At 38.9% G+C, this 23841-nt stretch carries 15 protein-coding genes; 11 read left to right on the plus strand and 4 right to left on the minus strand.

Translation table 11 applies throughout. The annotated features are described in order from the left end of the window. Positions 1–49 precede the first annotated feature (49 nt). The 4 genes from ctaD to PL9631_RS05085 all read left to right on the plus strand — a co-directional run bounded on the left by ctaD (position 50) and on the right by PL9631_RS05085 (position 9207). Positions 50–1813, plus strand: a complete 1764-nt coding sequence (gene ctaD / locus PL9631_RS05070; protein WP_083617750.1) for a cytochrome c oxidase subunit I — start codon at positions 50–52, stop codon at positions 1811–1813. A gap of 131 nt (positions 1814–1944) precedes the next feature. Further along, entirely contained in the window at positions 1945–2568 is a 624-nt protein-coding gene (locus tag PL9631_RS05075) for a cytochrome c oxidase subunit 3 (RefSeq protein ID WP_083617681.1), read from the plus strand. A gap of 274 nt (positions 2569–2842) precedes the next feature. After that, positions 2843–4039: a hypothetical protein gene (locus PL9631_RS05080; protein ID WP_083617683.1), complete on the plus strand. Its 1197-nt coding sequence runs from the start codon at positions 2843–2845 to the stop codon at positions 4037–4039. A 326-nt stretch (positions 4040–4365) separates the two neighbouring features. After that, positions 4366–9207 (plus strand): nSTAND1 domain-containing NTPase, encoded by a 4842-nt coding sequence (locus PL9631_RS05085; protein WP_083617685.1) that lies wholly within the window; start codon positions 4366–4368, stop codon positions 9205–9207. A 16-nt stretch (positions 9208–9223) separates the two neighbouring features. Here the strand turns inward: PL9631_RS05085 and PL9631_RS05090 are convergent, their stop codons facing one another. Further along, complete coding sequence (locus PL9631_RS05090; protein ID WP_083617687.1) at positions 9224–10279, minus strand: retropepsin-like aspartic protease; 1056 nt, start codon at positions 10277–10279, stop codon at positions 9224–9226. Then, the gene (locus PL9631_RS05095) at positions 10276–11043 is read right to left on the minus strand and encodes a YebC/PmpR family DNA-binding transcriptional regulator (RefSeq protein ID WP_083617689.1); all 768 of its coding nucleotides are present in this window, start codon (positions 11041–11043) and stop codon (positions 10276–10278) included. Before PL9631_RS05095 ends, PL9631_RS05090 begins: the two co-directional genes overlap by 4 nt. A gap of 274 nt (positions 11044–11317) precedes the next feature. Between PL9631_RS05095 and PL9631_RS05100 the strand changes: the two genes are divergently transcribed. Genes PL9631_RS05100 through PL9631_RS05110 form a run of 3 tightly spaced genes read left to right on the plus strand, consistent with a single transcriptional unit; the run spans position 11318 to position 17422 of the window. After that, positions 11318–14203 carry a PAS domain-containing hybrid sensor histidine kinase/response regulator gene (locus PL9631_RS05100; protein WP_083617691.1) on the plus strand — a complete coding sequence of 962 codons (2886 nt, stop codon included), beginning with the start codon at positions 11318–11320 and terminating at the stop codon, positions 14201–14203. Beyond that, entirely contained in the window at positions 14203–16044 is a 1842-nt protein-coding gene (locus PL9631_RS05105) for a two-component system response regulator (RefSeq protein WP_083617692.1), read from the plus strand. Before PL9631_RS05100 ends, PL9631_RS05105 begins: the two co-directional genes overlap by 1 nt. Next, complete coding sequence (locus PL9631_RS05110; protein WP_083617694.1) at positions 16034–17422, plus strand: hybrid sensor histidine kinase/response regulator; 1389 nt, start codon at positions 16034–16036, stop codon at positions 17420–17422. The genes PL9631_RS05105 and PL9631_RS05110 overlap by 11 nt, the downstream gene beginning before the upstream one ends. A 73-nt stretch (positions 17423–17495) precedes the next feature. On the opposite strand, the gene PL9631_RS05115 is transcribed toward PL9631_RS05110, so the two are convergent. Beyond that, positions 17496–17741, minus strand: coding sequence for a hypothetical protein (locus tag PL9631_RS05115; protein ID WP_083617696.1), 246 nt, complete (start codon positions 17739–17741; stop codon positions 17496–17498). 96 nt (positions 17742–17837) lie between these two features. Between PL9631_RS05115 and PL9631_RS05120 the strand changes: the two genes are divergently transcribed. Next, entirely contained in the window at positions 17838–18878 is a 1041-nt protein-coding gene (locus PL9631_RS05120) for a hypothetical protein (protein WP_156090459.1), read from the plus strand. 193 nt (positions 18879–19071) lie between these two features. Here PL9631_RS05120 and PL9631_RS05125 read toward each other — a convergent pair whose 3' ends face one another. Beyond that, positions 19072–20271, minus strand: a complete 1200-nt coding sequence (locus PL9631_RS05125) for a phosphoglycerate kinase (RefSeq protein WP_083617698.1) — start codon at positions 20269–20271, stop codon at positions 19072–19074. Between the two features lie 165 nt (positions 20272–20436). Here PL9631_RS05125 and PL9631_RS05130 point away from each other — a divergent pair, with 165 nt between their 5' ends. The 3 genes from PL9631_RS05130 (at position 20437) to PL9631_RS05140 (ending at position 23727) form a co-directional block, all read left to right on the plus strand. Beyond that, entirely contained in the window at positions 20437–20853 is a 417-nt protein-coding gene (locus PL9631_RS05130) for a universal stress protein (RefSeq protein ID WP_083617700.1), read from the plus strand. A gap of 156 nt (positions 20854–21009) precedes the next feature. Further along, positions 21010–21843 carry a ribosome biogenesis GTPase YlqF gene (ylqF, locus tag PL9631_RS05135; RefSeq protein WP_083617702.1) on the plus strand — a complete coding sequence of 278 codons (834 nt, stop codon included), beginning with the start codon at positions 21010–21012 and terminating at the stop codon, positions 21841–21843. Positions 21844–22038: 195 nt separating this feature from the next. Further along, the gene (locus tag PL9631_RS05140; RefSeq protein ID WP_083617704.1) at positions 22039–23727 is read left to right on the plus strand and encodes an NAD(P)H-quinone oxidoreductase subunit 4; all 1689 of its coding nucleotides are present in this window, start codon (positions 22039–22041) and stop codon (positions 23725–23727) included. The last annotated feature ends 114 nt before the right edge of the window (positions 23728–23841 follow it).

Here is a 23841-nt window from a genome sequence, read left to right on the forward strand (position 1 = left end):
CCCTGCCCCCCTGCCCCCTGCCCCCTATTCCCTATTCCCTCAGAAACCTATGGCACAAGCACAACTTGATCTCCCAACCAATGTTCCTAAACCTCATCATGAGGAAGAAAGACGTTGGCAGGATTTTTTTGGTTTTAGTACGGATCACAAAGTCATCGGGATTCAATATCTCGTTACGGCATTTTTCTTTTATTTAGTCGGTGGCGCCTTGGCTACGGCAGTTCGGACGGAACTGGCCACCCCCGATCCCGATTTTGTCACCCCGGAAGTCTATAACAGTCTATTCACGGTTCATGGCACGGTGATGATCTTCCTGTGGATCGTTCCGGCCGGTGGTGGATTAGCTAACTATTTGATTCCCTTAATGGTGGGGGCCAAGGATATGGCCTTTCCCCGTTTGAATACCGTGGGTTTTTGGTTAATTCCTCCGGGGGGAATTTTGCTGTTAGCCAGTTTCTTGGTGGAAGCCCCCCAAGCTGGTTGGACGTCTTACCCGCCGTTAAGTCTATTATCGGGCCAGGTCGGAGAGGAAATTTGGATTCTCAGTGTTTTATTATTGGGAACTTCTTCGATTTTGGGGGCCGTGAATTTCTCGGTGACGATTTTCAAAATGCGGATTCCCACCATGGGATTGAACGATATGCCCCTATTTTGTTGGGCCATGATCGCTACTTCCGCTTTGGTGCTGTTATCTACTCCGGTTTTAGCCGCAGCTTTAATTCTCCTCTCCTTTGATTTAATTGCCGGAACCAGTTTCTTTAACCCCACTGGCGGGGGTGATCCGGTGGTTTATCAGCACTTATTCTGGTTTTATTCCCACCCGGCGGTGTACATCATGGTCTTACCCTTTTTTGGGGTGATTTCCGATGTGCTGCCCGTTCATGCTCGCAAACCGATTTTTGGTTATCAAGCGATCGCCTATTCCAGTTTAGCCATTAGCTTTTTAGGCCTAATTGTCTGGGCGCACCATATGTTCACCAGTGGAACCCCAGGTTGGTTACGGATGTTTTTTATGATCACCACGATGATCATTGCCGTACCCACGGGTATTAAGGTCTTTGGCTGGTTAGCCACCATTTGGGGCGGAAAACTGCGCCTGAATAGTGCCATGCTCTTTGCCATGGGGTTTCTGGCTACCTTTGTCATGGGCGGTGTCACCGGAATTATGGTGGCGTCGGTTCCCTTTGATATTCACGTTCACGATACCTATTTTGTCGTGGCGCACTTCCACTATGTTCTGTTTGGTGGGGCAGTGTTTGGGGTGTTTGCCGCCATTTATCATTGGTTCCCGAAAATGACGGGAAGGATGATGAATGAACCCTGGGGAATCGTTCACTTTGTTCTCACGTTTGTGGGGACGAACTTAACCTTTATGCCCATGCACGCTTTAGGGTTACAGGGAATGCCCCGACGGGTAGCCATGTATGACCCCCAATTCACCACGCTGAATCAGGTTTGTACCGTGGGTAGTTATATTCTGGCCGTTTCTACCTTCCCCTTCCTGATTAATGCGGCTTGGAGTTGGTTCAAAGGGCCAAAAGCTCCCGATAATCCCTGGGAAGCCCTAACCCTGGAATGGATGACGTCTTCTCCCCCTCCGATTGAAAATTTCCTAGTTACCCCCGTTCTCAAAACCGGGCCCTATGACTACGGCAGTCGTAAAACCTTGGCTATTCGTCAACGGTTAAAACAAATGACCGGAGACCGTCCCAAAGAAGTTGGGGTTCCCATGTCTCAAGCCAAATCTTCTACAGTATTTACAGACGACCGTTCAACAACGGTGTTAGAAGGGGAAAAGGATATCAACGATTAATAAATTACGAATTACGAATTACGAATTACGAATTATTTGTGCAGACTAGCCAGCAGCGCGTCTGGCACTAACTGGTAATTATTGATTCGTAATTCCTAATTATTTATCTGTCAACTTTATTGAGTTAATTCATGCAAGGTTCAGCAATTAACGACTCTCAAACCGTTGTGGGATATGAACAAGAGGCCACTGCCTCTGGACATGAACACGCAGAACATCCCGATTTGCGAATGTTGGGGGTGGTGGTTTTTCTGGTGGCGGAGAGTATGATCTTTTTGGGTTTATTCTCTGCCTATTTAATTTATCGGGCTATGTCCCCGGTTTGGCCGCCCGAAGGAACAGAACGGGAATTACTGCTTCCAGCTATTAACACGGTGGTTCTGATTTCTAGTAGTTTTGTCATGAACCAAGGGACAATTGCTATTAAGAAAAATGACTCTGCGGCGTTGCGAAATTGGTTTATTGCTACGGCAATTATGGGGTTAACCTTTTTGGCGGGTCAAGCCTATGAATATAGTCAGTTAGCGTTTGGATTAACTACCAATTTATACGCCAGTTGCTTCTATGTTTTAACCGGGTTTCACGGGTTGCACGTTACCTTTGGAGTCGTATTAATTTTAGCGGTTCTCTGGCGGGGACGCAAAACCAGTCATTACAGCAAAGAATCCCATTTTGGCCCAGAAGCTGCCGAATTATATTGGCACTTTGTTGATGTGGTTTGGATTATTCTGTTCATTTTGTTGTATTTGTTGTAAATATCAATCAGTTGTAGGGGCGGGTTCATCGAGATTTAGGTGACTCACAAAGATCTAAAAGAACCCGCCCTTACCAGTTATCAGTCATCAGTTGTAGGGGCGGGTTCATCGAGATTTAGGTGACTCACAAAGATTTCAAAGAACCCGCCCTTACCAGTTATCAGTTACCAGTTGTAGGGGCAGGTTCATCGAGATTTAGGTGATTAACAAAGATCTAAAAGAACCCGCCCTTACCAGTTATCAGTTTAATTATTTAACTTAGGAAATATCCTCAATGAATAGCGATAGTTTAGAACAAGCCAAAAACAGGGAACAAGTCTTCGATAATTTCCAAAAAATTGAGCATGAAATTGGGGCAAATTTAGATAAATTTGCTTTTTTAGATCAAGGATTAGAGCAGTCTCCCTATCAAAATCATATTCAAAATTATCCCCAATATTTAAACCGTAAACCTTTACAATATAGTCCCTATCCTGCCTTGGGAAAAATTCCTTATATTGATCAAGAAAGTTTAGCATTTCTCCATCCTCAAATAGAAGAAGCCTGTATTAGTTTAGGGAAATTTGAAGCAGGAGAACTCAAAACGATTTGGCTGGGAAGAAATCCCCTAAAAACCACACAATTTTGGAGTACAACTAAAATTATTCCGGTGCTGAATACCTTAATTCAAATTGATCAAAAATTTTCTAAATATGATATCAATAATTTAAAGTTACAAAATTCTGAAAACCGGACTGAAAACTTCTCCCTACAAACTGCAATTGAAGATGTCGTTAATTATAAAAGTAAAGTCGGTAGTTCCAACGCTTTAGCGGCTTTATTTAAACGATTTGAAACCCGCTCTAATTTAGAGAAATGGCTACAAAAAATCACGGGAAATTTAACCTCAAGTTTTCAAGGAGATTATGGGGAAAGCCCAGTATTTTTAAATCCTGAGATTATTAATTATGAGACTAAAAATATTATTTTAAAATCAGTTTTAGATACTCCAAAAGGTGATAACTTCGTTTCAGCCTATGATTTAACTCGTCTCATTTCTTTAATCGGATGGCATAATTATTTACCCGCCCAATCGCAACTTCCTAACCTTCCAGAAAAAAACTTTAATTGTTTAGTGAAAGCCCTAGGTCAAGACCCGGCTCGCTATGTGGATGTCGCATTAAAAACTTTAGGAATTGAACAGATGATTACGGCTCCAGTTATTCTTTCTAAAATGGGGTATGGAGATAGTGTACTTAGGCAAACGGTAGAAATTTGCTATGTGGCATTTGTGCAGTTTATTGACGCCTTACCGAATACTAATCAAAAACCTGCGGAATTCCGAACCTTAGCACTAGCTTTAAGGGGTGTAATTCCTATTAATAATCAGGGGGATTTTACTCAACAAGCTTTAGAATTAGACGCCCGAATGGCGGCAGAAGTCACAGAAATTCTTCGTCGTGTTGTTGTAGAAAGTTTAGATAAACTATAAACAATGTATAACAGTCAGCAGATTTTAGGTTGGCGGAGTGAAGTTCTAACCTAAAATCGGACAATTTATTAAAGATTGTTATAAAATAGAAAAATCAAGAGAACTGCGGACGTAAAACTCAGATTGCAGTTGTGGGTGCATTCCGATTCCTGAATTGAATTATCAATTGCTGTACTCAGTAGATAGAGATTAATCAACCGACAAGAATCAATCCTTGCGAGGGATGTAGGCGTTGCACAGTGAACGTTTACAGATTAATTTAATCTATCAACTTTAATAGTTGAGTACGGTTGTAGTTTTATGGGAAAGGAAGCCCGCCAAATTTTATGAAAGAAAAAACAGAAATTAATCAAAATTCTTTAAAAACTTTAAACCGAATTTTTGCTAGATTTAACAACGATTTTTCTCTGATTTTAGCCCATTGTAATTATAGAATTGTTCGAGAAAAAGTCATTACACAATTACAAGCGGAACATCCTAACTTAATTAAAAATATTATAGTAGATGCCCATGAAACGAATCTTTACAATATCTTAGTTAAAGCAATTGAACCGGAACAAAATCCGCCGACAGCATTAATTATATCCGGTTTGGAGTCAAATGAACAACTGGAAATTTTGATTAAAATTATGAACCAAATGCGGGAGGAATTTCGCCGGAGATTTCACTTTCCTTTGGTATTGTGGGTGACAGATTCTCTTTTACAGTCTTTAATTCGCTTGGCCCCGGATTTTCATAGTTGGTCAACGGCAATTTCTTTTGAAATTAGTACGGAGGATTTATTACAGTTTATTCAACAAATGACAGACCAAGTTTCTGTTAAAGTCTTAGATAGTGGTGCAGGTATTTTTTTAGATAATTCTTCCTTTGATTTAGAATTGGGTTCACCTTTAAGATTAGAATTAGAATCGGCTCGCCAAGAGTTACAGAAACGGGGAGAACCTTTAAATATTGAACTAGAAGCCAGTTTAGAATTTGTATTGGGTCGAATTTCTGACCATTCTAATCAAGTTTCTTTACAACATTATGAACGAAGTTTGCAGCTTTGGCAACAAACAAATAATTTAATTCGCCATAGTCAGTTACTATTTTATGTGGGATTTTGGTGGCACAGTTACGGAATTTTACATCGATTTCAAAAAGAATCTGCTTATCATCAAGCTAAAACCTATTATACTCAATCTATCGAAGGGTTTAAACAAGCTGACCGTTGGGATTTAGTGGCTAAATTTATTAATGCTTTAGCTGATATTTTATTTGGATTAAAACAATGGCAAGAATTAGAAACCGTTGCTAAAGAATCGATTCATTATAATCGGACTTACGGTTATCCCTTCAGAGAAGCTCGGGCTTATCATTTTTTGGCAGAAGTTTCTTTGGCTCAAAATTCTCCCTCAGAAGCCAAAAATTTAGCAGAAAAAGCTCAAAATTTATTGATTAAAACCTGCTCTAATCATCAAGCTCAAACCCCAGAAGCACAGTTGATTTTAGACTGGGAAACCTCCTATCACCAAGGGTGGTATTTATTTACCCTAGCCCAAGCCTATCAACAATTGAATCAATCTCAAGAGGCTATTAATATTCTGGAAAAAGCCAAAGCCAGAACTAAACCTCACTATGACCCAGACCTGTATATTAAAATTTTACAACTTTTACAAGATTTATATTTTCAAAAAGGAGAATATTTAATTTCCTATGAAATCAAACAAAAATGTCGAGAAATTGAACAACAATTTAGATTAATAGCCTTTATTGGAGCCGGAAGACTCGGACATATTCAAAGCATTACTAATCCGAGTTTACCCCCCATTAATCACCCCCAAATTATTAATCCTGAAATCAGCGCCTCCGGTCGTTTATCCGTGGTTAATTGGCTATGTGAACGGATTAGAAGAACGGATTGTCGATTAACGGTGATTTATGGACAGTCGGGAGTCGGTAAAAGTTCAATTTTACAAGCGGGTTTTATTCCAGAGTTACAAAAAACCACGATTGAGACTCGTTACTTTATTCCCGTATTACTACAGGTTTATACTAATTTTAGTCGAGAATTTTCCCGAGCTTTAGCCAAGGGAATTAGGGACTTTAAAAATATTGAATTTGATTCTTCTTTACTCCAGGATCAAGAACTGATTTTAGAACAAATTAGAACTTTAGTCAATCAAAATTTCTGGGTAATTATTATCTTTGACCAATTTGAAGAATTTTTCTTTGCTTGCAAAGATAATGAACAGCGACAAACCTGTTATAAATTTATCAAAGATTGTTTAGATATTCCCTATGTTAAAATTGTGTTATCTTTGCGAGAAGATTACTTACACTATTTATTAGAATGTACTCGTCAAGGCTATTTAGAAAGTATTGGGAATAATATTTTAGACCGAAATATTATATCCTATATTAACAACTTTACACGAGCAGAAGCAAAATCGGTGATTCAAAGTTTAACAGAAAGAACTCAATTTGTTCTTGAACCCGCTTTAATTGAGCAGTTAGTTGAAGATTTAGCCGAAGATTTTGGAGAAATTCGACCGATAGAGTTACAAGTTGTGGGTTCTCAGTTACAAGCGCAAAATATTAACACTTTAGAACAGTATCAAAAAGCAGGGCAAAAGACAAAATTAGTTGAAGACTATTTAGATGAAGTGATTCAAGACTGTGGTGTAAGCAATAAAAGTTTGGCTGAGTTAGTGCTTTATTTACTGACGGATGAAAATAATACTCGTCCTTTAAAAACTCGGGCTGATTTGGTTCGAGGGATTAAGGAAATAGCCAACCATTTTGAGAATATTAATCAAAATTTAGATACGGTTTTGAAAATTTTTGTCCTCTCAGGTTTGGTCTTTCTTTTACCAGAAATTCCCGCAGAAAGATATCAACTTGTACATGATTATTTAGTTAGTTTAATTCGTCAGAATCGTAGTTCTGTAATTTTAGAACAGTTAGAAATAGAAACCCAAAAACGTCAACAAGCGGAAGCCAAAAATAAAGAACTTCGACGTTTTTTTGCGCGTTCAGCGATAATTGGTGGTGGCGTGGCACTTTTATCAACCCTAGCATTAGTTGGATTTTTAAGAATTTCAGAAGTTAAAAATAAACAAGTTAACCTAGCTTTAGAAAACACTAAATATACGGCTTTAACTACAGAAAATAATCAGCTTGACGCCCTATTAACCTTAGTCACCGCCGGAAAATTTTTATCAAATCAAACGGCTAAATCAGCTATTGAACAAGAAACCCAAAGTAAATTAAGTATTGCAGTACAAGTAATTCAAGAAAAAAATATTTTAGATGGACATAACAAAAATAATGTTTTAAGTGTGAGTATTAGTCCCGATGACCAACTGATTACTTCTGCGAGTATTGATAAAACTATTAAATTATGGACTCGCCAAGGGAAACTGATTAATACTTTAAAAGGACATCAAGATTCTGTTTGGTTTGTCACCTTTAGTCCCAATAGTCAAATTATTGCTTCTGCCAGCAAGGATAAAACCATTAAACTTTGGAAAAAAGATGGCACATTCATCAGAACATTAAAGGGACATACCGATGAAGTGAAATGGATTGGTTTTAGTCCCGATGGTCAACAAATCGCCTCCGCAAGTCGAGATAAAACTGTTAAAATTTGGAGTTTAAATGGTAACTTAATTAAAACATTAAACGGCAGTAAAACACCTGCTCTCAGCGTTATTTTTAGTCCTGATAATCAACTTATTGCTTCCTCCAGTGAAGATGGTGTGATTCATATTTGGACTCGTCAGGGGGAAAAAATTAGAACAATTCAAGCCCATGCTAACCCGATTTGGAGCATTAGTTTTAGTCCCGATAGTCAAATGATTGCTTCAGCCAGTGATGATAAAACCGTAAAATTATGGAATCGAGAGGGTAAATTAATTAGAAAGTTAGAAGGATATCAACAAGCCGTTAATAGTGTGGATTTTAGTCGGGATGGTCGTTTAATTGCTACGGGAAGTATGGATGAAATGATTAAAATTTGGACAAAGGAAGGGGTGTTAATTTCTACCCTACAAGGACACAAAGATGGAATTAATCAAGTCAATTTTTCTAAACAAAAAGATATGTTAGTTTCTGCTAGTAAAGATGGCATTGTTAGGGTTTGGAGTTTACAAGCCTTACCTCAGATGATTGAACTCAAAGATTATAAAATTTATAGTAGTAGTTTTTCCGGTAAAAATAGTAATTTAGTTGCTTCTCCCGGTCGAGATTTAAGAACTAATGATCATGTGGTTGTATTATGGAATTTAGAGGGAGAAGTTAAAAAAACCTTTAGGGGTCATAGTAATACCGTTAATAATGTTAGTTTTAGTCCTGATCAGACAATGATTGCATCTGCGAGTGATGATCAAACCGTAAAAGTTTGGAATTTAGAGGGTAAAGAAATCAATACTATTGTTCATCCCTCGGCTGTTTGGAGTGTGGTTTTTAGCCCTAATAATCAGTTAATTGCCACGGCAAGTAATGATCATAAAATTCGGATTTGGGGGATTGATGGAACCTTAAAACAGATTTTAGAGGGTCATACAAAACAAATTAATGATTTAAGTTTTAGTGCCGATAGTCAAGTTTTAGCATCTGCTAGTAATGATCAAACTATTAAATTATGGGATATCACTCAAGGGCTTTTAATTGAGTCCCTAACAGGGGCTAAAATTCGGTTTAGTTTTGTCAGTATTAGTCCCGATAATCAATTAATTGTAGCCACTAAAGATGGAGAATCAATCGCAATCTGGAAAAAGCAAAATTCTACCTGGAAACCCATAGAAACTTCCGTGGTTTTAGGAAAACATTTAAAACAAATTTATGAAGTTAATTTTAGTCCTAATAGTAAAATATTAGCTTCTGCTAGTGTCGATGGTACAATTAAACTCTGGGATATTAATGGAAGTTTAATTACGACTTTAAAGCCTAGTTTAGAACAAATTTTATCGGTCAATTTTAGTCCCGATGGCAAAACCTTAGTCGGGATTCAAAAAACAGAACCTAGTCGAATTGGAATCTGGTCAATTGACACAAATCAAGTGAATGAAAATACAAATACTTTACTTAAAAAGGCTTGTGATCAGCTTTCTGATTATTTGGATACTAGCCCGAATGTAAGTAATATGAATCAAAAAATTTGTGATGAGTTTAATTCTCCTCCCTAAACGACCCAGGAAGCCATTATTCTAGGGGAACTAATAATAAACTTCCTTGAAACTCTTGGGATTGAGTGGGAGGATTAAACCGCCAATATTGTTGATATTGATTTAAAAAACTTTGACCAATAATGCCATCAATTTGTAATAAATCTAAAACGGGAGAGGATAAAATAACCGCCTCTAAATTATTTTGTTCATAATCCTGAATCGTGACGGTTTCCAAAGGAGAAACTTCGGCATCTTCTAACCCACAAAAACCCTGAACTTTGATCGGTTGACGATTAGCATGATCGAGTTGCAGTTGATTTGCTAACTGTTTAGATATAAAAATGGTATCCGCACCCGTATCTAATAGAAACGTAAACGGCCCTTGACCATTAATTTTAACGGAGGTTAACATCACCCCCAAACGACTTTCTAAGGGGATAGCTTTAGCCACAGATTCAGTCGGTAAAGCAGACGGATTGAGTAATTGTAATTGACTGGTTTGAGGATTTAACTTAAGGTCAAAATTCCTTAAAAAATCCATCCCCAAAACTCCAGATAATTCCTCTGGAATTACGGTAGTAGAAAATTCCAAACCTCGCAATTCTTCAACTCGAACTTGATTAATAACTAAGGGGGGTAAATGGTGTAAAATCCCATTCATATTCGGACAATCATCCCCAGCTACCGCATAGTCTAATCCCTGATTCGGAATCGGTTCTCCTTTTAACCCTAAATCCTGAACAATCGGTGTGGCAATCATCGTTGTTGATGCCCCCGTATCTAATAAAAACCTACCGGATTGTTCACCAATCGAAAGCTCTAGGGTAAAAACTTGACTTCCTTCTAATTTTTGAAGGGGAATGGTTGCCTCACCGATGGTTTTAGGATGGGGTAAATTCAAACCTTCGAGTCTGACGATCGCATCTAAATAAAAAATACTCCATAAGATTGTAGTATTTGATTCCAAATTATCACGAACTAAAGGAAATTCTAAACTAGAAGAAACCGCCAGGGTTGGACAGGCTAAACCCTGAATAGATAGGGAACAAATTCCAACCAAAGTTACTATAAAAGGAGTTAAGCAGTTCATTCGCTATAAAGAGCTTGATAACAAGCATCAGATAGTTCAAAATTTGCCGTGACATTCTGTACGTCATCTAAATCATCTAAAATATTCATTAATTTCATGAGCGATCGCGCTTTTTCCAAATCATCAACTTCAATAATATTATTAGGAATCCACCGCCATTCGGCTTCAACAACCCTAAATTTTTGCTCTTTTAAAACTTGACTTAACTGTTCTAAATTCCCGATATTGGTAAACACTTCCGCCCCATCCGTATCATTCACCGGAGTCAATTCATAGGATTCGGCTTCGGCTTCCACTAAGGCTTCTAGGAGTTTTTCCTCATCAATAGGCCCCGCTAAGGTGACAACACCTTTCTGGTCAAACATCCAACTCACACAGCCCGTTTCCCCCAAGTTACCGCCATTTTTACTAAATGCCACTCGCAAATCCGCCGCCGTGCGGTTGCGGTTATCGCTGAGTGCTTCAATTAAAATCGCCACACCTCCCACCCCATAGCCTTCATAACGAATAAATTCTAACTCAGAAGCCCCCGATCCTAATTTGCCCGCCCCTTTCGCGATCGCCCGTTCAATATTATCATTCGGAATGGCCGCGGCTTTTGCCTTTTCAATCGCAGTTCGCAATTGAAAGTTTCCCGCCGGGTCGCCCCCTTGACGCGCCGCCACAATAATTTCCCGGGAAATCTTGGTGAACACTTTACCTTTAACCGCGTCCACTCTTGCTTTTTGGCGCTTAATATTCGCCCACTTACTATGTCCGGCCATACTCCCACAAAATCACAGCAAAATATTATTCTAATTCAACAGATCCATTTTAATCATCCCAAGTTTCCTAAAAAATACTTCTGAGTTATTTAAAATTAGATTCTCAAGCTTGTGCTAATTTTCTGAAATAACGCTTAAAATTATTATGAGCTATCTCCATGGGTGATCATTAATAAGGGCTCAAGCAAGACCTACCAAACTCCAGTCGTATTGACGAGAGTGCATTATGCTTTTTCATATTTCGTAATATATCATTATCGCTTCCCATTAGATCATGAATAAACCCTTGTATCAACGCCTAGCAGAAACTATCAATGTAAGTGCTTTGCTTTTGATTTTTATTTTTCCCTTTGCTCTGGTTGTTTATCAACTGATCGCTGAAATTGATAGTAAAATTGATTTTGCCCAAAAAGAAAAACAAGGTTTAGCTTATAACTATCCTTTGAAAAATTTGCTGGTCGATATTATTAATCACCGCACCCAAGTTGATCAATATTTTAATGGGGATAAGTCTTTAGCATCAGAAATTATCACCCAAGGAGAAAAGATTGAAACGGCAATTCAAAACCTTGATACATTCGAGCGAGAGCTAACAAATGAACTAAAAGTTGGCTCCGAATGGATAGAAATTAAAACTTCTATCAAGGACGACTGGCAAAAATTACAAGAAGAAAAATTTAATTTGTCTCCGGCTAAAAGTTGGGAAGCTCATACAAAAATTATCAATGATATTTTAGCTTTAATTAATCATATTGGAGATGTTTCTAATCTAATTCTTGATCCCTCTTTAGATAGTTACTATTTAATGGATACAATTGTGAATCAACTGCCCTTAACCATAGAAAATACGGCTCAGGCTAAGGATTTAGGGGTCAGGATCACCACCCAAAAAAAGATGACCGATAGCGAACAGGCAAAGTTGTTGATTATTCAGAGTTTAATTGCACCGCCTTTAAAAGAAGTCCAAAGAGGGTTGCAAGTTTCCGCCAATACTAACCGCCAAATTCAGACCAAATTATCAACAAGTATCGATCAAAGCTTTGAGAATATCCAAAAATTTATTAACTTACTCAACCAAGAAATTATTGATATTCAGAAAATCAACTTGTCCCCCCAAAAATATCAACAAGTAGCGGAAACCGCCCTAGAATCACAACTAAAAATTTACGATACAGCCTTTCCTTTATTAGATAATTTATTAGAACAACGGATTAACCAGTTATTGAATAGAAAATATCAAATCATCGGGTTTGGATTGTTAGTATTAGGAGTGGTATTTTCTATTTTAATCGCCTTTGTAATTAACCGTCAAGAACGTCAAGTCTTTGAAAAAGAATTGCAATTGGCTGAAAAAAAATATCGCAGCATTTTTGAAAATGCGATTAATGGGATTTTCCAAATTACCCCAACCGGTCAATATCTGAATGCAAATCCAGCGCTGGCTAACATTTACGGTTATAACTCTCCAGAGGAATTAATCACTCATCTAACTTCAATTAAACAGCAACTTTTTTATGTAGACCCCAATCGTTGGAATCAATTGATTCAAATGATTCGCGATCACCGCAGCATTACCGACTTTGAATCTCAAGTTTATCGCCGAGACGGGAATATGATCTGGATCTCAGAAAATGTGCGAGCAATTTACGATGAAAATGGTAATATTCTCTACTATGAAGGTACGGTCGAAGACATTACCGAATATAAACGGGCTGAACAAGAAATTTATGCCGCCAAAGAAGCCGCCGAAAATGCCAACAAAGCTAAAAGCGAATTTCTAGCCAACATGAGTCACGAATTACGAACCCCCCTGAATGGCATTTTAGGTTACGCCCAAATTCTTAAACGTTCCCCAAAATTAGAAGAACGCGAACAAAATAGTGTCGATATTATTTACCAGTGCGGTTCCCACCTTCTAACTTTAATTAACGATATTCTTGATTTATCGAAAATAGAAGCTCAGAAAATGGAACTCTACCCGACGGATTTTCATCTTCCGGCTTTTCTCCAAGCTGTGGCTGAAATTTGTCGGATTCGCGCCGCCCAAAAAAGTCTGCAATTTTCCTATCAACCCGATCCTGATTTACCCATTGCTATTCATGCGGATGAAAAACGCCTGCGACAAGTATTAATTAATTTGATTGGTAATGCGATTAAATTTACGAAAACTGGAGAAGTTATTTTCAATGTTATTTTAATTGAAAAAACGGTTAATATTTCTAATAAAGTTAGTTACAAAATTCGCTTTGCGATTAAAGATACGGGGGTGGGGATTGACCCAGAAGAAATTGAAAGAATATTTTTACCCTTTGAACAAGTCGGGTCTCGGCGAATTCAAGCCGAAGGTACGGGTTTGGGACTGGCTATCAGTCAGAAAATTATTCACTTGATGGGTAGCAGCCTGCAAGTCACCAGTCAATTACAAATGGGTAGTATTTTTGGCTTTGATTTAGAGGTATCAGAAGCTAATGATTGGGTGAATACCACTTCTAGGAATGACCATGGTAAAATCATTGGATTTCAAGGCAGTACCCAAAAAATTCTGGTAATTGATGATCGTTGGGAAAACCGATCTGTGATTACTAATTTATTGACTCCTTTAGGATTTGAAGTCCTAGAATCAGTTAATGGTCAAGAAGGATTAAAAATGGCTATGGAGCTTCAGCCTAACTTAGTAATTACGGATTTAGTCATGCCAGAAATGGATGGATTTCAACTCATGAAAAATTGGAAAAATATTCCAGAAGTAAAAAATATAAAAATTATCGTTTCTTCCGCCAGTGTGTTTGAAGAACATCAAAGTCAAAGCATACAGGCGGGGGCCGTGGATTTTTTACCCAAACCCGTACAAGCGGAAGACCTGTTAGAAAAGTTATCCGTACATCTGCAAATTCAGTGGATTTATCAAGCCGAATCAAGCTCGGTTTCAGGTACAAAGTCTACTTCTGCCCCCCTGGTTCTTCCCCCACCCGCAGCCTTAGATCAACTGTTTAACTTAGCGTTGCGAGGCAATTTGAAAGAGATCATCAAACAAACAGAAATTCTGGAAGAAACAGATCCTAAATATTCACCCTTTGCATTAAAATTAAGACAATTAGCGAAGGAGTTTAAAGAGAAAAAAATCTTGGAAATTCTCAATCAATATAAAGAGGTTAACTGATGAAAGATTTAATTCCAGAGTCCAGCACAATTCTGATCGTGGATGATGTCCCAGCTAATTTAGGCGTATTAACGGATGTTCTCAGCGAAGCAAACTTTCAGGTTTTGGTGGCTGAAGATGGAGAAAGCGCGCTACAAAAACTCGACTATGTAACTCCTGATTTAATTTTATTAGATGTGATGATGCCGGGAATCGATGGATTTCAAACCTATGAAATCCTGAAACAAAATCCCTTAAATGCTCAAATTCCTGTTATTTTTATCACGGCTCTTTCCGAACCCAATTATGTGATCAAAGGCTTGGCTTTAGGGGCCGTTGATTATATTACTAAACCCTTTCAAAAAGAAGAAGTTTTAGCGAGAATTAAGACCCATTTAGAACTGCGACGTTTAACCAAAATCCTAGAGACAAAAAATCAGCATTTATCAGAAGAAATTTATGAACACGCCAAAGCCCGCGCCGACGTACAACGACTGAATCAAAAATTAGAAATCCGAGTAAAAGAACGAACCGTTGAACTGTCTAAAACCCTGGAAGACCTGCACAAAAGTCAGGATTTATTAGAATATAATGCCTTGCATGATTCCTTAACGGGTTTGCCGAATCGGGATTGGTTGATGCAGCGATTAAAATATTTAATTGCTACCAATTCCAGTTATTCAGTTTTGTTTTTGGACTTAGATCGCTTCAAAATTATTAATGATAGTTTGGGACATTTAGCCGGGGATGAACTGTTAAAGTCTGTCGCCCAGCGAATACAAGAATATTTAACACCGTTTCAAACAGCAACCCGCATGGGGGGAGATGAATTTGTAATTTTAGTTGATACAGAAACACCCATTTCCCTAACTGAAAAACTCCTCGAACAGTTTAAGTTACCCTTTAATTTTAATGGCTATGAAATGATTGTAGAAGCTAGTATCGGCATCACTTCGAGTACCATGGGTTATCAGGAACCGATGGATATTCTCAGAGATGTGAATATTGCTATGTATCGAGCCAAAAAGTTCGGGAGTGGTAGTTATCAAATTTTTAATCCGCAGATGCAAGCGGACACCATCGCCCGGCTGCAAATGGAACAGGACTTACGAAAAGCGATTCCGCAACAGGAATTTTGCTTATATTATCAACCGATTGTTTCCCTCATAACCGGAAAAATTAAAGCGGTGGAAGCCTTAGTGCGTTGGAGACATAATCAAGGCATGATTGCCCCGGATCAATTTATTTCTGTGACTGAAGAAACCGGATTAATTAATCCTTTGGGTTGGTGGATTTTACGCGAAGCTTGTAGCCAGTTGAAATCTTGGCAAGAGCAATTTCCCGAGATCCTTTTAAAAATGAACGTTAATTTTTCCCCCGTCCAATTCCGGCAGGTGAATTTATTTGAACAGGTAGCAGAAATCTTAAAAGAAACGGGTATCTCTAAAAATACTTTAAGTATAGAAATTACGGAAAATTGTTTATTAAAAACACCAGACTCTAACTTTCAATTATTTAAAGAAATTGGTGTTAGTTTATGTCTGGATGATTTTTGTACCGGCTATTCTTCTATCAAAATGCTTAAAAATTTGCCTATTAATACCTTAAAAATTGACCGTTCTTTTGTACAGGATTTAATTAATCATCCTGATGATACAACCTTAATTGAAACCATTCTATTAGTAGGGAAAAGTTTAAATTTAGAAGTGAGTGCAGAAGGTGTAGAAACCCAAGAACAAGCAGAAATTTTATTAAAATTAGGTTGTATTTGGGCGCAAGGGTACTTGTTTTCTCGCCCATTAGACTATCAAGCGGCAACTGAATTTATAATTAAAAATCAGGAAAACAATCATGAGCAATAATTTGTATTTTCCAGGAAATACCATCCTAATTGTAGATGATAATCCCACCAATTTAGGGGTGATTTTTAACGTTTTAGATGAAGCCGGGCTGGAAGTTTTAGTAGCTCAAGATGGAGAAAGTGCGTTACAAAAAATAGAATATGTTATTCCTGATCTGATTTTATTAGATATTATGATGCCCGGAATTGATGGATTTGAAACTTGTTCTCGACTCAAAAATAACCCCTTAACCTCCGATATTCCGATCATTTTCATGACAGCTTTGGGCAACACTGACCATAAAGTTAAAGGCTTAGGTTTGGGTGCTGTTGATTATATTACAAAACCCTTTCAAAAGGAAGAAGTATTAGCCCGCATGAAAGTTCATTTAGAATTACGCAACTTAACTAAACTGTTAGCCAATAAAAATCAATTACTTGAAGAAAAAATTCACGAAAAAACCCGTTTAGAAGAAAATTTGAAAGACTTAAATCAAGAATTAGAAACCCAAGTTGAGTCTCGAACTTCCGAACTCAAACAAGCATTAAAAAACCTACAACAAGCTCAAATTCAATTAATTCAAAGCGAAAAAATGTCTACCTTGGGTCAATTGGTGGCGGGAGTTGCCCATGAAATTAATAATCCTGTGGCTTTTATCCACGGAAATATCGATTATACAGAAAACTATATTCAAGATTTATTAAAAATTTTTAAACTTTATCAAGAACAAATTCCCTCACCAAATCCGGTGATTACAAATCTAGCAAAGGAAGTGGATTTAGACTATTTACTTCAAGACTTACCCCAAGTGATTTCATCCATGAAACTTGGTGTGGAGCGGATTCGTCAAATTAGCGTATCTTTAAGGACTTTTTCCCGCACGGATAGTACATCAAAACTAGAAACTAACCTGCATGAAGGGATTGATAGTGCTTTGTTAATTTTAAAATATCGCTTAAAAGGAAATGACAAAGTTTCGCCCATAGAAGTGATTAAAAACTATGGAGATTTACCTTTAGTCCTCTGTTATCCCGGACAAATTAATCAGGTATTTACCAATATTATTGCTAATGCCATTGATGCTTTAGAAGATGCCTATTTAAAACGGAATGTAGAAGAAATTAAAGCCAATCCTAGCCAAATTACGATTTGTACTGAAGTTGACCCTAGCCAAAATAGCGCCATTATTCGGATTAAAGATAACGGTTTGGGAATGTCGGAGGAAATACGCGGAAAAATCTTTGATTATTTGTTTACAACTAAACCCCCTGAAAAGGGTACAGGATTAGGTTTATCTATTAGTTATCAGATTATTGTACAACAACATCAGGGTCAGTTAAGTTGTGTTTCACAAGAGGGATTAGGGACAGAATTTATGATTAAAATTCCTTTAACTTAAAAGGCTAAAATTGCTTAAATTTTGGTTGAAATAGTTTGAAGTATTCGCTCAGTTATAGGTAAAAATTGCAACGCTAACCTGCTAATAAATTAGTCAAACTGACATTTTCATTTTCCATTGGTGTTGTAATCTGATTAATCAATTCTGGAACTTCTGGTTGTTGAGGAGTCATTAAAATCAAATTACCGATTTGCATTAAGATCAGCATATATCCTTCATTAACATTAAGGGAATCTTGGGCGACCTGGAGAATTGTAATTTTTCCTTCCTGTCCTATAAGAATCGGCATTTGTTGAATGTTGATATCTGTTGCTTCCATATTTATCTATTATAATTGGGTTGATTCAACTATTTTACATCTAAAATTAAAGATAGCCTGCCAACAGAGACAAAGATTGTATAAGGAGTTTACCAAATGTCATCACCAGCAATCACCAATGTTATTAAAATGATGGAGTCTTTACCCATTGAATTACAAGATCGGATTGTAGAGCAGTTGCAAGAGTATATTGATAATATACAAAATCAAGTTCAAGGGAATAAATCTTTGGAAAAAAGCCAACCTCAACTGCTTATTGATCTTCAAAACTCTCAACTTGAAAAACTTCAAGATTTCTATATTTTACGAGATAGAGATGCTGATTTTTCAAAAGGGTATAGATCATTGATAACATATGCACTTCCAACTTCTACACTTTGTTATCATAAACTAAATCCCAAAGGTCACGAACCTTTTGAATATCTTGACTTTGCAAAATCAGATCTTGAACTAAATAATAGCAGAGGCGCAAGTAACTCTTTAGGTAATGCTAAACGTGCTATTCATTTGACAATTGAAAAAATTTTAGAAATCTTTGGGTTAAATGAAGCTTATGTTTCCAAAGCTGAAACAAATTTTCCAAACAAACTCAAAATTATTAAAAAGTTAGAAATATTCCCGACAAACATCATATCTCTTTTAAACAAGAAAAGAAATGATGTAGAACATAAGTATATAGCAGTTAATCGTGATGAAGTTGAAAATTATATAGAAGTAGCAGAATTTTTGCTACTTGCATCCTCTCCATTCCTCCATAGTGCAGTTATCGGGGCAAAAGTCGGTCTTGAGAATGATAACTTGTGTTATGAATGGAAACTTGAGCCAGAAAGTTCTGAGCTATTACAATATGTAGTTAAACCTAATAAATATATTGATACCGATATCGGATCAATATATTATATTTCGCAAGATCAGCCGAAAAAATTAGTTAAAAAAATTAAAATCTCAAAAGCTAATGAGTCTGAGTGGTTGCCAGCCATAAGCCTTTTCACGTATTTAACTAAGAGATCTACTATCAAAAATTTTTCTAATAATAATGTATATGGTTACACAATTTCAAAGTATGACCGAGGATTTGTTGTTGATAATTGTTTCCAAGAGGATGGAGAAGAAGACAATAAAGTAACTTCCGAGTAGATACTTCTAATATTAAGAGTTTTTGACTTGAGAATCAAGCTTTTAACCTATTAATATAAAGATGCTGTTATTGTTCAAATACTGTTAAATTGAGCGATCGCAACCTTCACACTACCTAAAGCAATGATTGCAAAAAATAGTAGGGGAATGACAACTCCATATCCCCTACTATTTTTAGTAAATCACGCTAAAATTACGCATCATTTAACGCTGCAATTCCGGGTAATTCTTTCCCTTCTAACAATTCCAAACTAGCACCGCCCCCGGTGGAAATATGGCTCATTTGTTCGCCTAAATTCAACTGTTCCACCGCAGCAACGGAGTCACCACCACCGATAATGGTGATCGTACCTGTTTTGGTTAAATCTGCTAAAGTTAAAGCGATCGCTTTTGTTCCAGCGGCAAATTTCTCGAACTCAAAAACCCCCATGGGGCCATTCCAAATCACCGTTTTACAATCGCCTAACGCTTCTTGGAAGACTTTAATCGAATCAGGGCCAATATCTAACCCCATCCAACCATCGGGAATATCATTAATGCTAACGGTTTTTGCTTCCGCATCAGGAGCAAATTTATCAGCAACAATTACATCAGTAGGTAATAAGAATGCCACGCCTTTTTCTTTAGCTTTTGCTTCCAATGCCCGGGCTAATTCCAGTTTATCTTCTTCTACTAAAGAATTACCCACATTCAAACCGCGAGCTTTATAGAAGGTGAAAATCATCCCACCGCCCAACAGCAATTTATCGCATTTATCTAAAAGAGCTTCAATTACACCAATTTTAGAAGACACTTTAGAACCACCCACAATAGCAGCTAAAGGCCGTTTAGGTTCTTCAATTGCTCCTTGTAAAAACTTGAGTTCTTTTTCAATTAAATAACCTGCCACAGAAGGCAAATAATGGGTAACTCCTTCGGTTGAAGCATGGGCGCGGTGGGCCGTTCCAAAAGCATCATTAACGTATAAATCGGCAACGGAAGCTAATTTTTTAGCAAATTCAGGATCATTATCTTCTTCTTCGGCATAGAAACGGACGTTTTCTAATAATGCCACATCGCCATTTTGCAGTTCGGCAACCCCTTGGACGACTTCATCCCCAATACAGTCGTCAAATTTCTTAACGGGTTTACCTAACAATTCCGATAACCGGGCAGCGACGGGAGTTAAGCGCATGGACTCGTTAACTTGACCTTTGGGACGACCAAAGTGGCTAGTTAAAATAACTTTAGCGCCTTTGGACGTTAAATCTTGGATCGTCGGCAGAGCCGCACGAATCCGTGTATCATCGGTAATTGAACCGTTATCTAGGGGAACATTAAAATCAACGCGGACTAATACCCGTTTCCCAGATAAATCTGATGCGGATAAATCTGCTACAGTTTTTTTTGACACAGGATAATCCTCCTAGGATATGTTGTTGTCTAAATCAGATTAAATTTAGGTGGCATGGGTGAGGTTTTGGACGGTTTAATCCTGTCTATCAACCCAATCCGGTTTCCCACCTAATCGTTCACAGTAAACATTCTACCTAAGTCCGCGTCTTGGAGATGCGCGATTATGTTTAAAACCATTTTATTTGCTGTTGACCAAAGCCGTGAAGCCCACGAAGCGGCGGTAATTGTGACCAACCTGGTCAAAACCTTTGGGTCTAGTCTCCATGTTTTGGCAGTTGTAGAGCCGAATGCCGAGGTAGCCGAACCTCAACCCCATCCTGAACAAATGACGTCCCCCGAAGCGGTGGCGGACTTACTAAAACAGGCTCAAACCCTGTTTTCTAAGGAGGGTATTGAGGCTCAAATCCTAGAAAAAGAGGGAAAACCCGCTTTTACGATTTGTGATGTTGCTGATGAAATCAATGCGGATTTAATTGTCATGGGGAGTCGAGGCATCGGTTTAACAGAAGAAGGAGCCGCCGATAGCGTCACCAACCGTGTGATTAATTTGTCTCCCTGTCCCGTCCTGATTGTTCCTTAAGCGAGGACGCTCGTACTGCTTACTCCCCCTGGTACCTGTAAGAGAGTCCCAAAGGACTCACTACGGTGAGACGCTCCCCCTGCCTCCCCTGCCTCCCCCGCTCCCCCTGCTCCCCCTGCCTCTGCCCTGCCCCCTACCTCCCCTGCTCCCTAACCTATGTCTATCCAATGGTATCCCGGTCATATTGCTAAAGCGGAACGCACCCTTCAGGAACAACTGAAACGGGTGGACGTGATTTTGGAGGTGCGAGATGCTCGTATTCCTCTAACAACCCATCATCCGAATGTTCCGCAGTGGGTGGGAAGTAAAATGAAAGTGCTGGTGATTAACCGTATGGATATGATTCCCTCCCATATTCAAAAACAGTGGGAGGAGTGGTTTGAGGAACAGGGGGAAACGGCCTATTTTACGAATTCTAGGTTGGGAAATGGCGTGGATGCTGTGGCAAAAGCTGCCCAAGCTGCCGGGTCACAAATCAATGAAAAACGGGCCGGACGGGGGATGTTGCCCCGTCCTGTGCGGGCGGCGGTAATTGGGTTTCCGAATGTGGGAAAATCCGCCTTAATTAATCGGTTATTGAATCGAAGAATTGTGGATAGTGCTAGACGGGCCGGGGTGACTCGTCATTTGAAATGGGTGAGAATTTCCGAGAGTCTGGAATTATTAGATGCTCCTGGGGTAATTCCGACCAAAATCAGAAAAGAGGAAGATGCGTTAAAGTTGGCAATTTGTGAAGATATTGGGGAAGCCTCCTATGAAAATCAACAAGTTGCTGAAGTATTAATCGAGTTGTTACAAGATTTTAATTTACAACACTTATTAGTTTCAAGGTATCAATTAGAATTTACGGCCCTGAGTGGCGATGTCTATTTACAGGAATTGGCCGACTATCGAAACAAAGGGGATATCGAACGCACCGCCCGTCAAATGTTGAATGATTTTCGTAAGGGATTATTGGGAAATATTGCCTTAGAATTACCGCCAAATTAACTTGAGTTTGGTTAGTTCTGAACTCAAGTTAATGAAGCCCTGCGGGTAGTCAAGCGGGAATAGACAGAGGGCAACGGCTTGAAAAAAAACCATACACTATAATGAATAATTGTCTACGGTAAAATTTTATATACAAATCGTTACAAAGTTTAGTACAATACGATTATTCACAGATAAGTATTTGTTCTTACTGTCATGATGGCGGATCAATTTCCCTGGCTGACCACGATAGTCCTGCTCCCACTCGTAGCTTCGGTGCTCATTCCTGTACTGCCGGATAACAACGGCAAACAGTTGCGCTGGTATGCCCTTGGTGTAGGCATCGCGGACTTATTATTAATGTGCTATGTCTTCTTGAAGTATTACGATGCGAGCAGTGCAACTTTTCAAATCGTGGAAAAGTTTCCCTGGGCGCCTCAATTGGGTTTGAACTGGGCCGTTTCTGTAGACGGGATTTCCCTTCCCCTGGTACTTCTGGCAGGACTTGTCACAACCCTGTCTATTTTTGCAGCTTGGCAGGTAGACCAAAAACCTCGTCTGTTCTACTTCCTGATGTTGGTGCTGTATTCGGCCCAAATCGGGGTATTTGTGGCTCAAGACTTACTGCTGTTATTTATTGTCTGGGAACTGGAATTAATTCCGGTGTACCTATTAATTTCCATCTGGGGCGGGCCAAAACGCCGTTACGCCGCGACTAAATTTTTATTGTATACGGCCGCTGCTTCTTTATTTATCCTGGTGGCTGCCCTAGCAATGGCCTTCTATGGCGGTGGCCCCTTAACTTTCGATATGGTGGAACTGGGTCTCAAGGATTATCCTCTGGGCCTAGAACTATTGATGTATGCGGGATTTTTGATTGCCTTTGGCTTAAAACTGGCCGTTTTCCCCCTACATACTTGGCTCCCCGATGCTCACGGTGAAGCATCTGCCCCGGTTTCGATGATTTTGGCTGGGGTGCTGTTAAAGATGGGGGGATATGGTCTGATTCGGGTAAATATGGGGATGCTACCCGATGCCCATATCTACTTTGCCCCGATTCTGGCTATTTTAGGGGTGGTTAATATTGTGTATGGCGGATTAAATTCCTTTGGCCAATCCAATATGAAACGCCGCCTCGCCTATTCCTCCGTGTCTCACATGGGATTTGTGTTGCTCGGAATTGCCTCCTTTACCGATATTGGGGTGAGTGGAGCATTGTTACAAATGATCTCTCACGGTCTGATTTCGGCGGTGCTGTTCTTCCTGGCTGGTGTGACCTATGACCGCACCCATACCCTGATCTTGGATGAAATGGGTTATATCGGCAAGGTAATGCCCCGAGTGTTTACTCTATTTACCGCCGGAGCGATGGCATCCATGGCCCTACCGGGGATGAGTGGTTTTGCTAGTGAGGTATTAGTGTTTATTGGCATCACCACTAGCGATATCTATAGCTCGAACTTCCGGGTGGTCTTGGTGGCTTTGGCGGGTGTGGGATTAGTGCTGACCCCGATTTATTTGCTGTCGATGCTCCGTCAGTTGTTCTATGCAACGGGTGAAGCTCCGGCTTGTATGTTGGGTGATGGGACTGCATCCAGTTCTGATGACCAAGAAGCATTTTGTTTCGGAACCAGTTGTGTACTCCCCTCAGAAGCGACTTTTAGTGATGCTCGACCCCGGGAGGTCTTCATTGCGGCGAGTTTCCTGGTGCTGATTGTGGGAATTGGGTTATATCCTAAAATGGTTACGAAGGTTTATGATGTCACCACTGTGGCTCTAAATACTGAAATTCGGGAGTCCTATGTTCAGGTGGCTTCATCGAATCCTAATTTGTATGCGAAGGGATTTATGGCGCCTCGGATTGCTAAACCGGAGGTGGCCTCGGTTTCGGGGATGTTGAAATAACAGTAATTTCAATTTAATTAAAATAGCGATCGCTTTTATTGAAAAAGGCGATCGCTTATTTTATAGTAAGGGTTGGGCAGAATTTAACTCCAAAGACAGAAAGAAGTTGTCAAG

Origin of the sequence: Planktothrix paucivesiculata PCC 9631 (assembly GCF_900009265.2) — a bacterium.
Classification (GTDB): domain Bacteria; phylum Cyanobacteriota; class Cyanobacteriia; order Cyanobacteriales; family Microcoleaceae; genus Planktothrix; species Planktothrix paucivesiculata.

Excerpts from the sequence above, each read along its gene's own strand:
- ctaD (WP_083617750.1), top strand. The coding sequence starts at position 50 with ATGGCACAAGCACAACTTGATCTCCCAACCAATGTTCCTAAACCTCAT.
- ylqF (WP_083617702.1), top strand. The coding sequence starts at position 21,010 with ATGTCTATCCAATGGTATCCCGGTCATATTGCTAAAGCGGAACGCACC.
- PL9631_RS05130 (WP_083617700.1), top strand. The coding sequence starts at position 20,437 with ATGTTTAAAACCATTTTATTTGCTGTTGACCAAAGCCGTGAAGCCCAC.
- PL9631_RS05100 (WP_083617691.1), top strand. The coding sequence starts at position 11,318 with ATGAATAAACCCTTGTATCAACGCCTAGCAGAAACTATCAATGTAAGT.
- PL9631_RS05110 (WP_083617694.1), top strand. The coding sequence starts at position 16,034 with ATGAGCAATAATTTGTATTTTCCAGGAAATACCATCCTAATTGTAGAT.
- PL9631_RS05115 (WP_083617696.1), bottom strand. The coding sequence starts at position 17,741 with ATGGAAGCAACAGATATCAACATTCAACAAATGCCGATTCTTATAGGA.
- PL9631_RS05105 (WP_083617692.1), top strand. The coding sequence starts at position 14,203 with ATGAAAGATTTAATTCCAGAGTCCAGCACAATTCTGATCGTGGATGAT.
- PL9631_RS05085 (WP_083617685.1), top strand. The coding sequence starts at position 4,366 with ATGAAAGAAAAAACAGAAATTAATCAAAATTCTTTAAAAACTTTAAAC.
- PL9631_RS05140 (WP_083617704.1), top strand. The coding sequence starts at position 22,039 with ATGATGGCGGATCAATTTCCCTGGCTGACCACGATAGTCCTGCTCCCA.
- PL9631_RS05095 (WP_083617689.1), bottom strand. The coding sequence starts at position 11,043 with ATGGCCGGACATAGTAAGTGGGCGAATATTAAGCGCCAAAAAGCAAGA.
- PL9631_RS05080 (WP_083617683.1), top strand. The coding sequence starts at position 2,843 with ATGAATAGCGATAGTTTAGAACAAGCCAAAAACAGGGAACAAGTCTTC.
- PL9631_RS05075 (WP_083617681.1), top strand. The coding sequence starts at position 1,945 with ATGCAAGGTTCAGCAATTAACGACTCTCAAACCGTTGTGGGATATGAA.
- PL9631_RS05120 (WP_156090459.1), top strand. The coding sequence starts at position 17,838 with ATGTCATCACCAGCAATCACCAATGTTATTAAAATGATGGAGTCTTTA.
- PL9631_RS05090 (WP_083617687.1), bottom strand. The coding sequence starts at position 10,279 with ATGAACTGCTTAACTCCTTTTATAGTAACTTTGGTTGGAATTTGTTCC.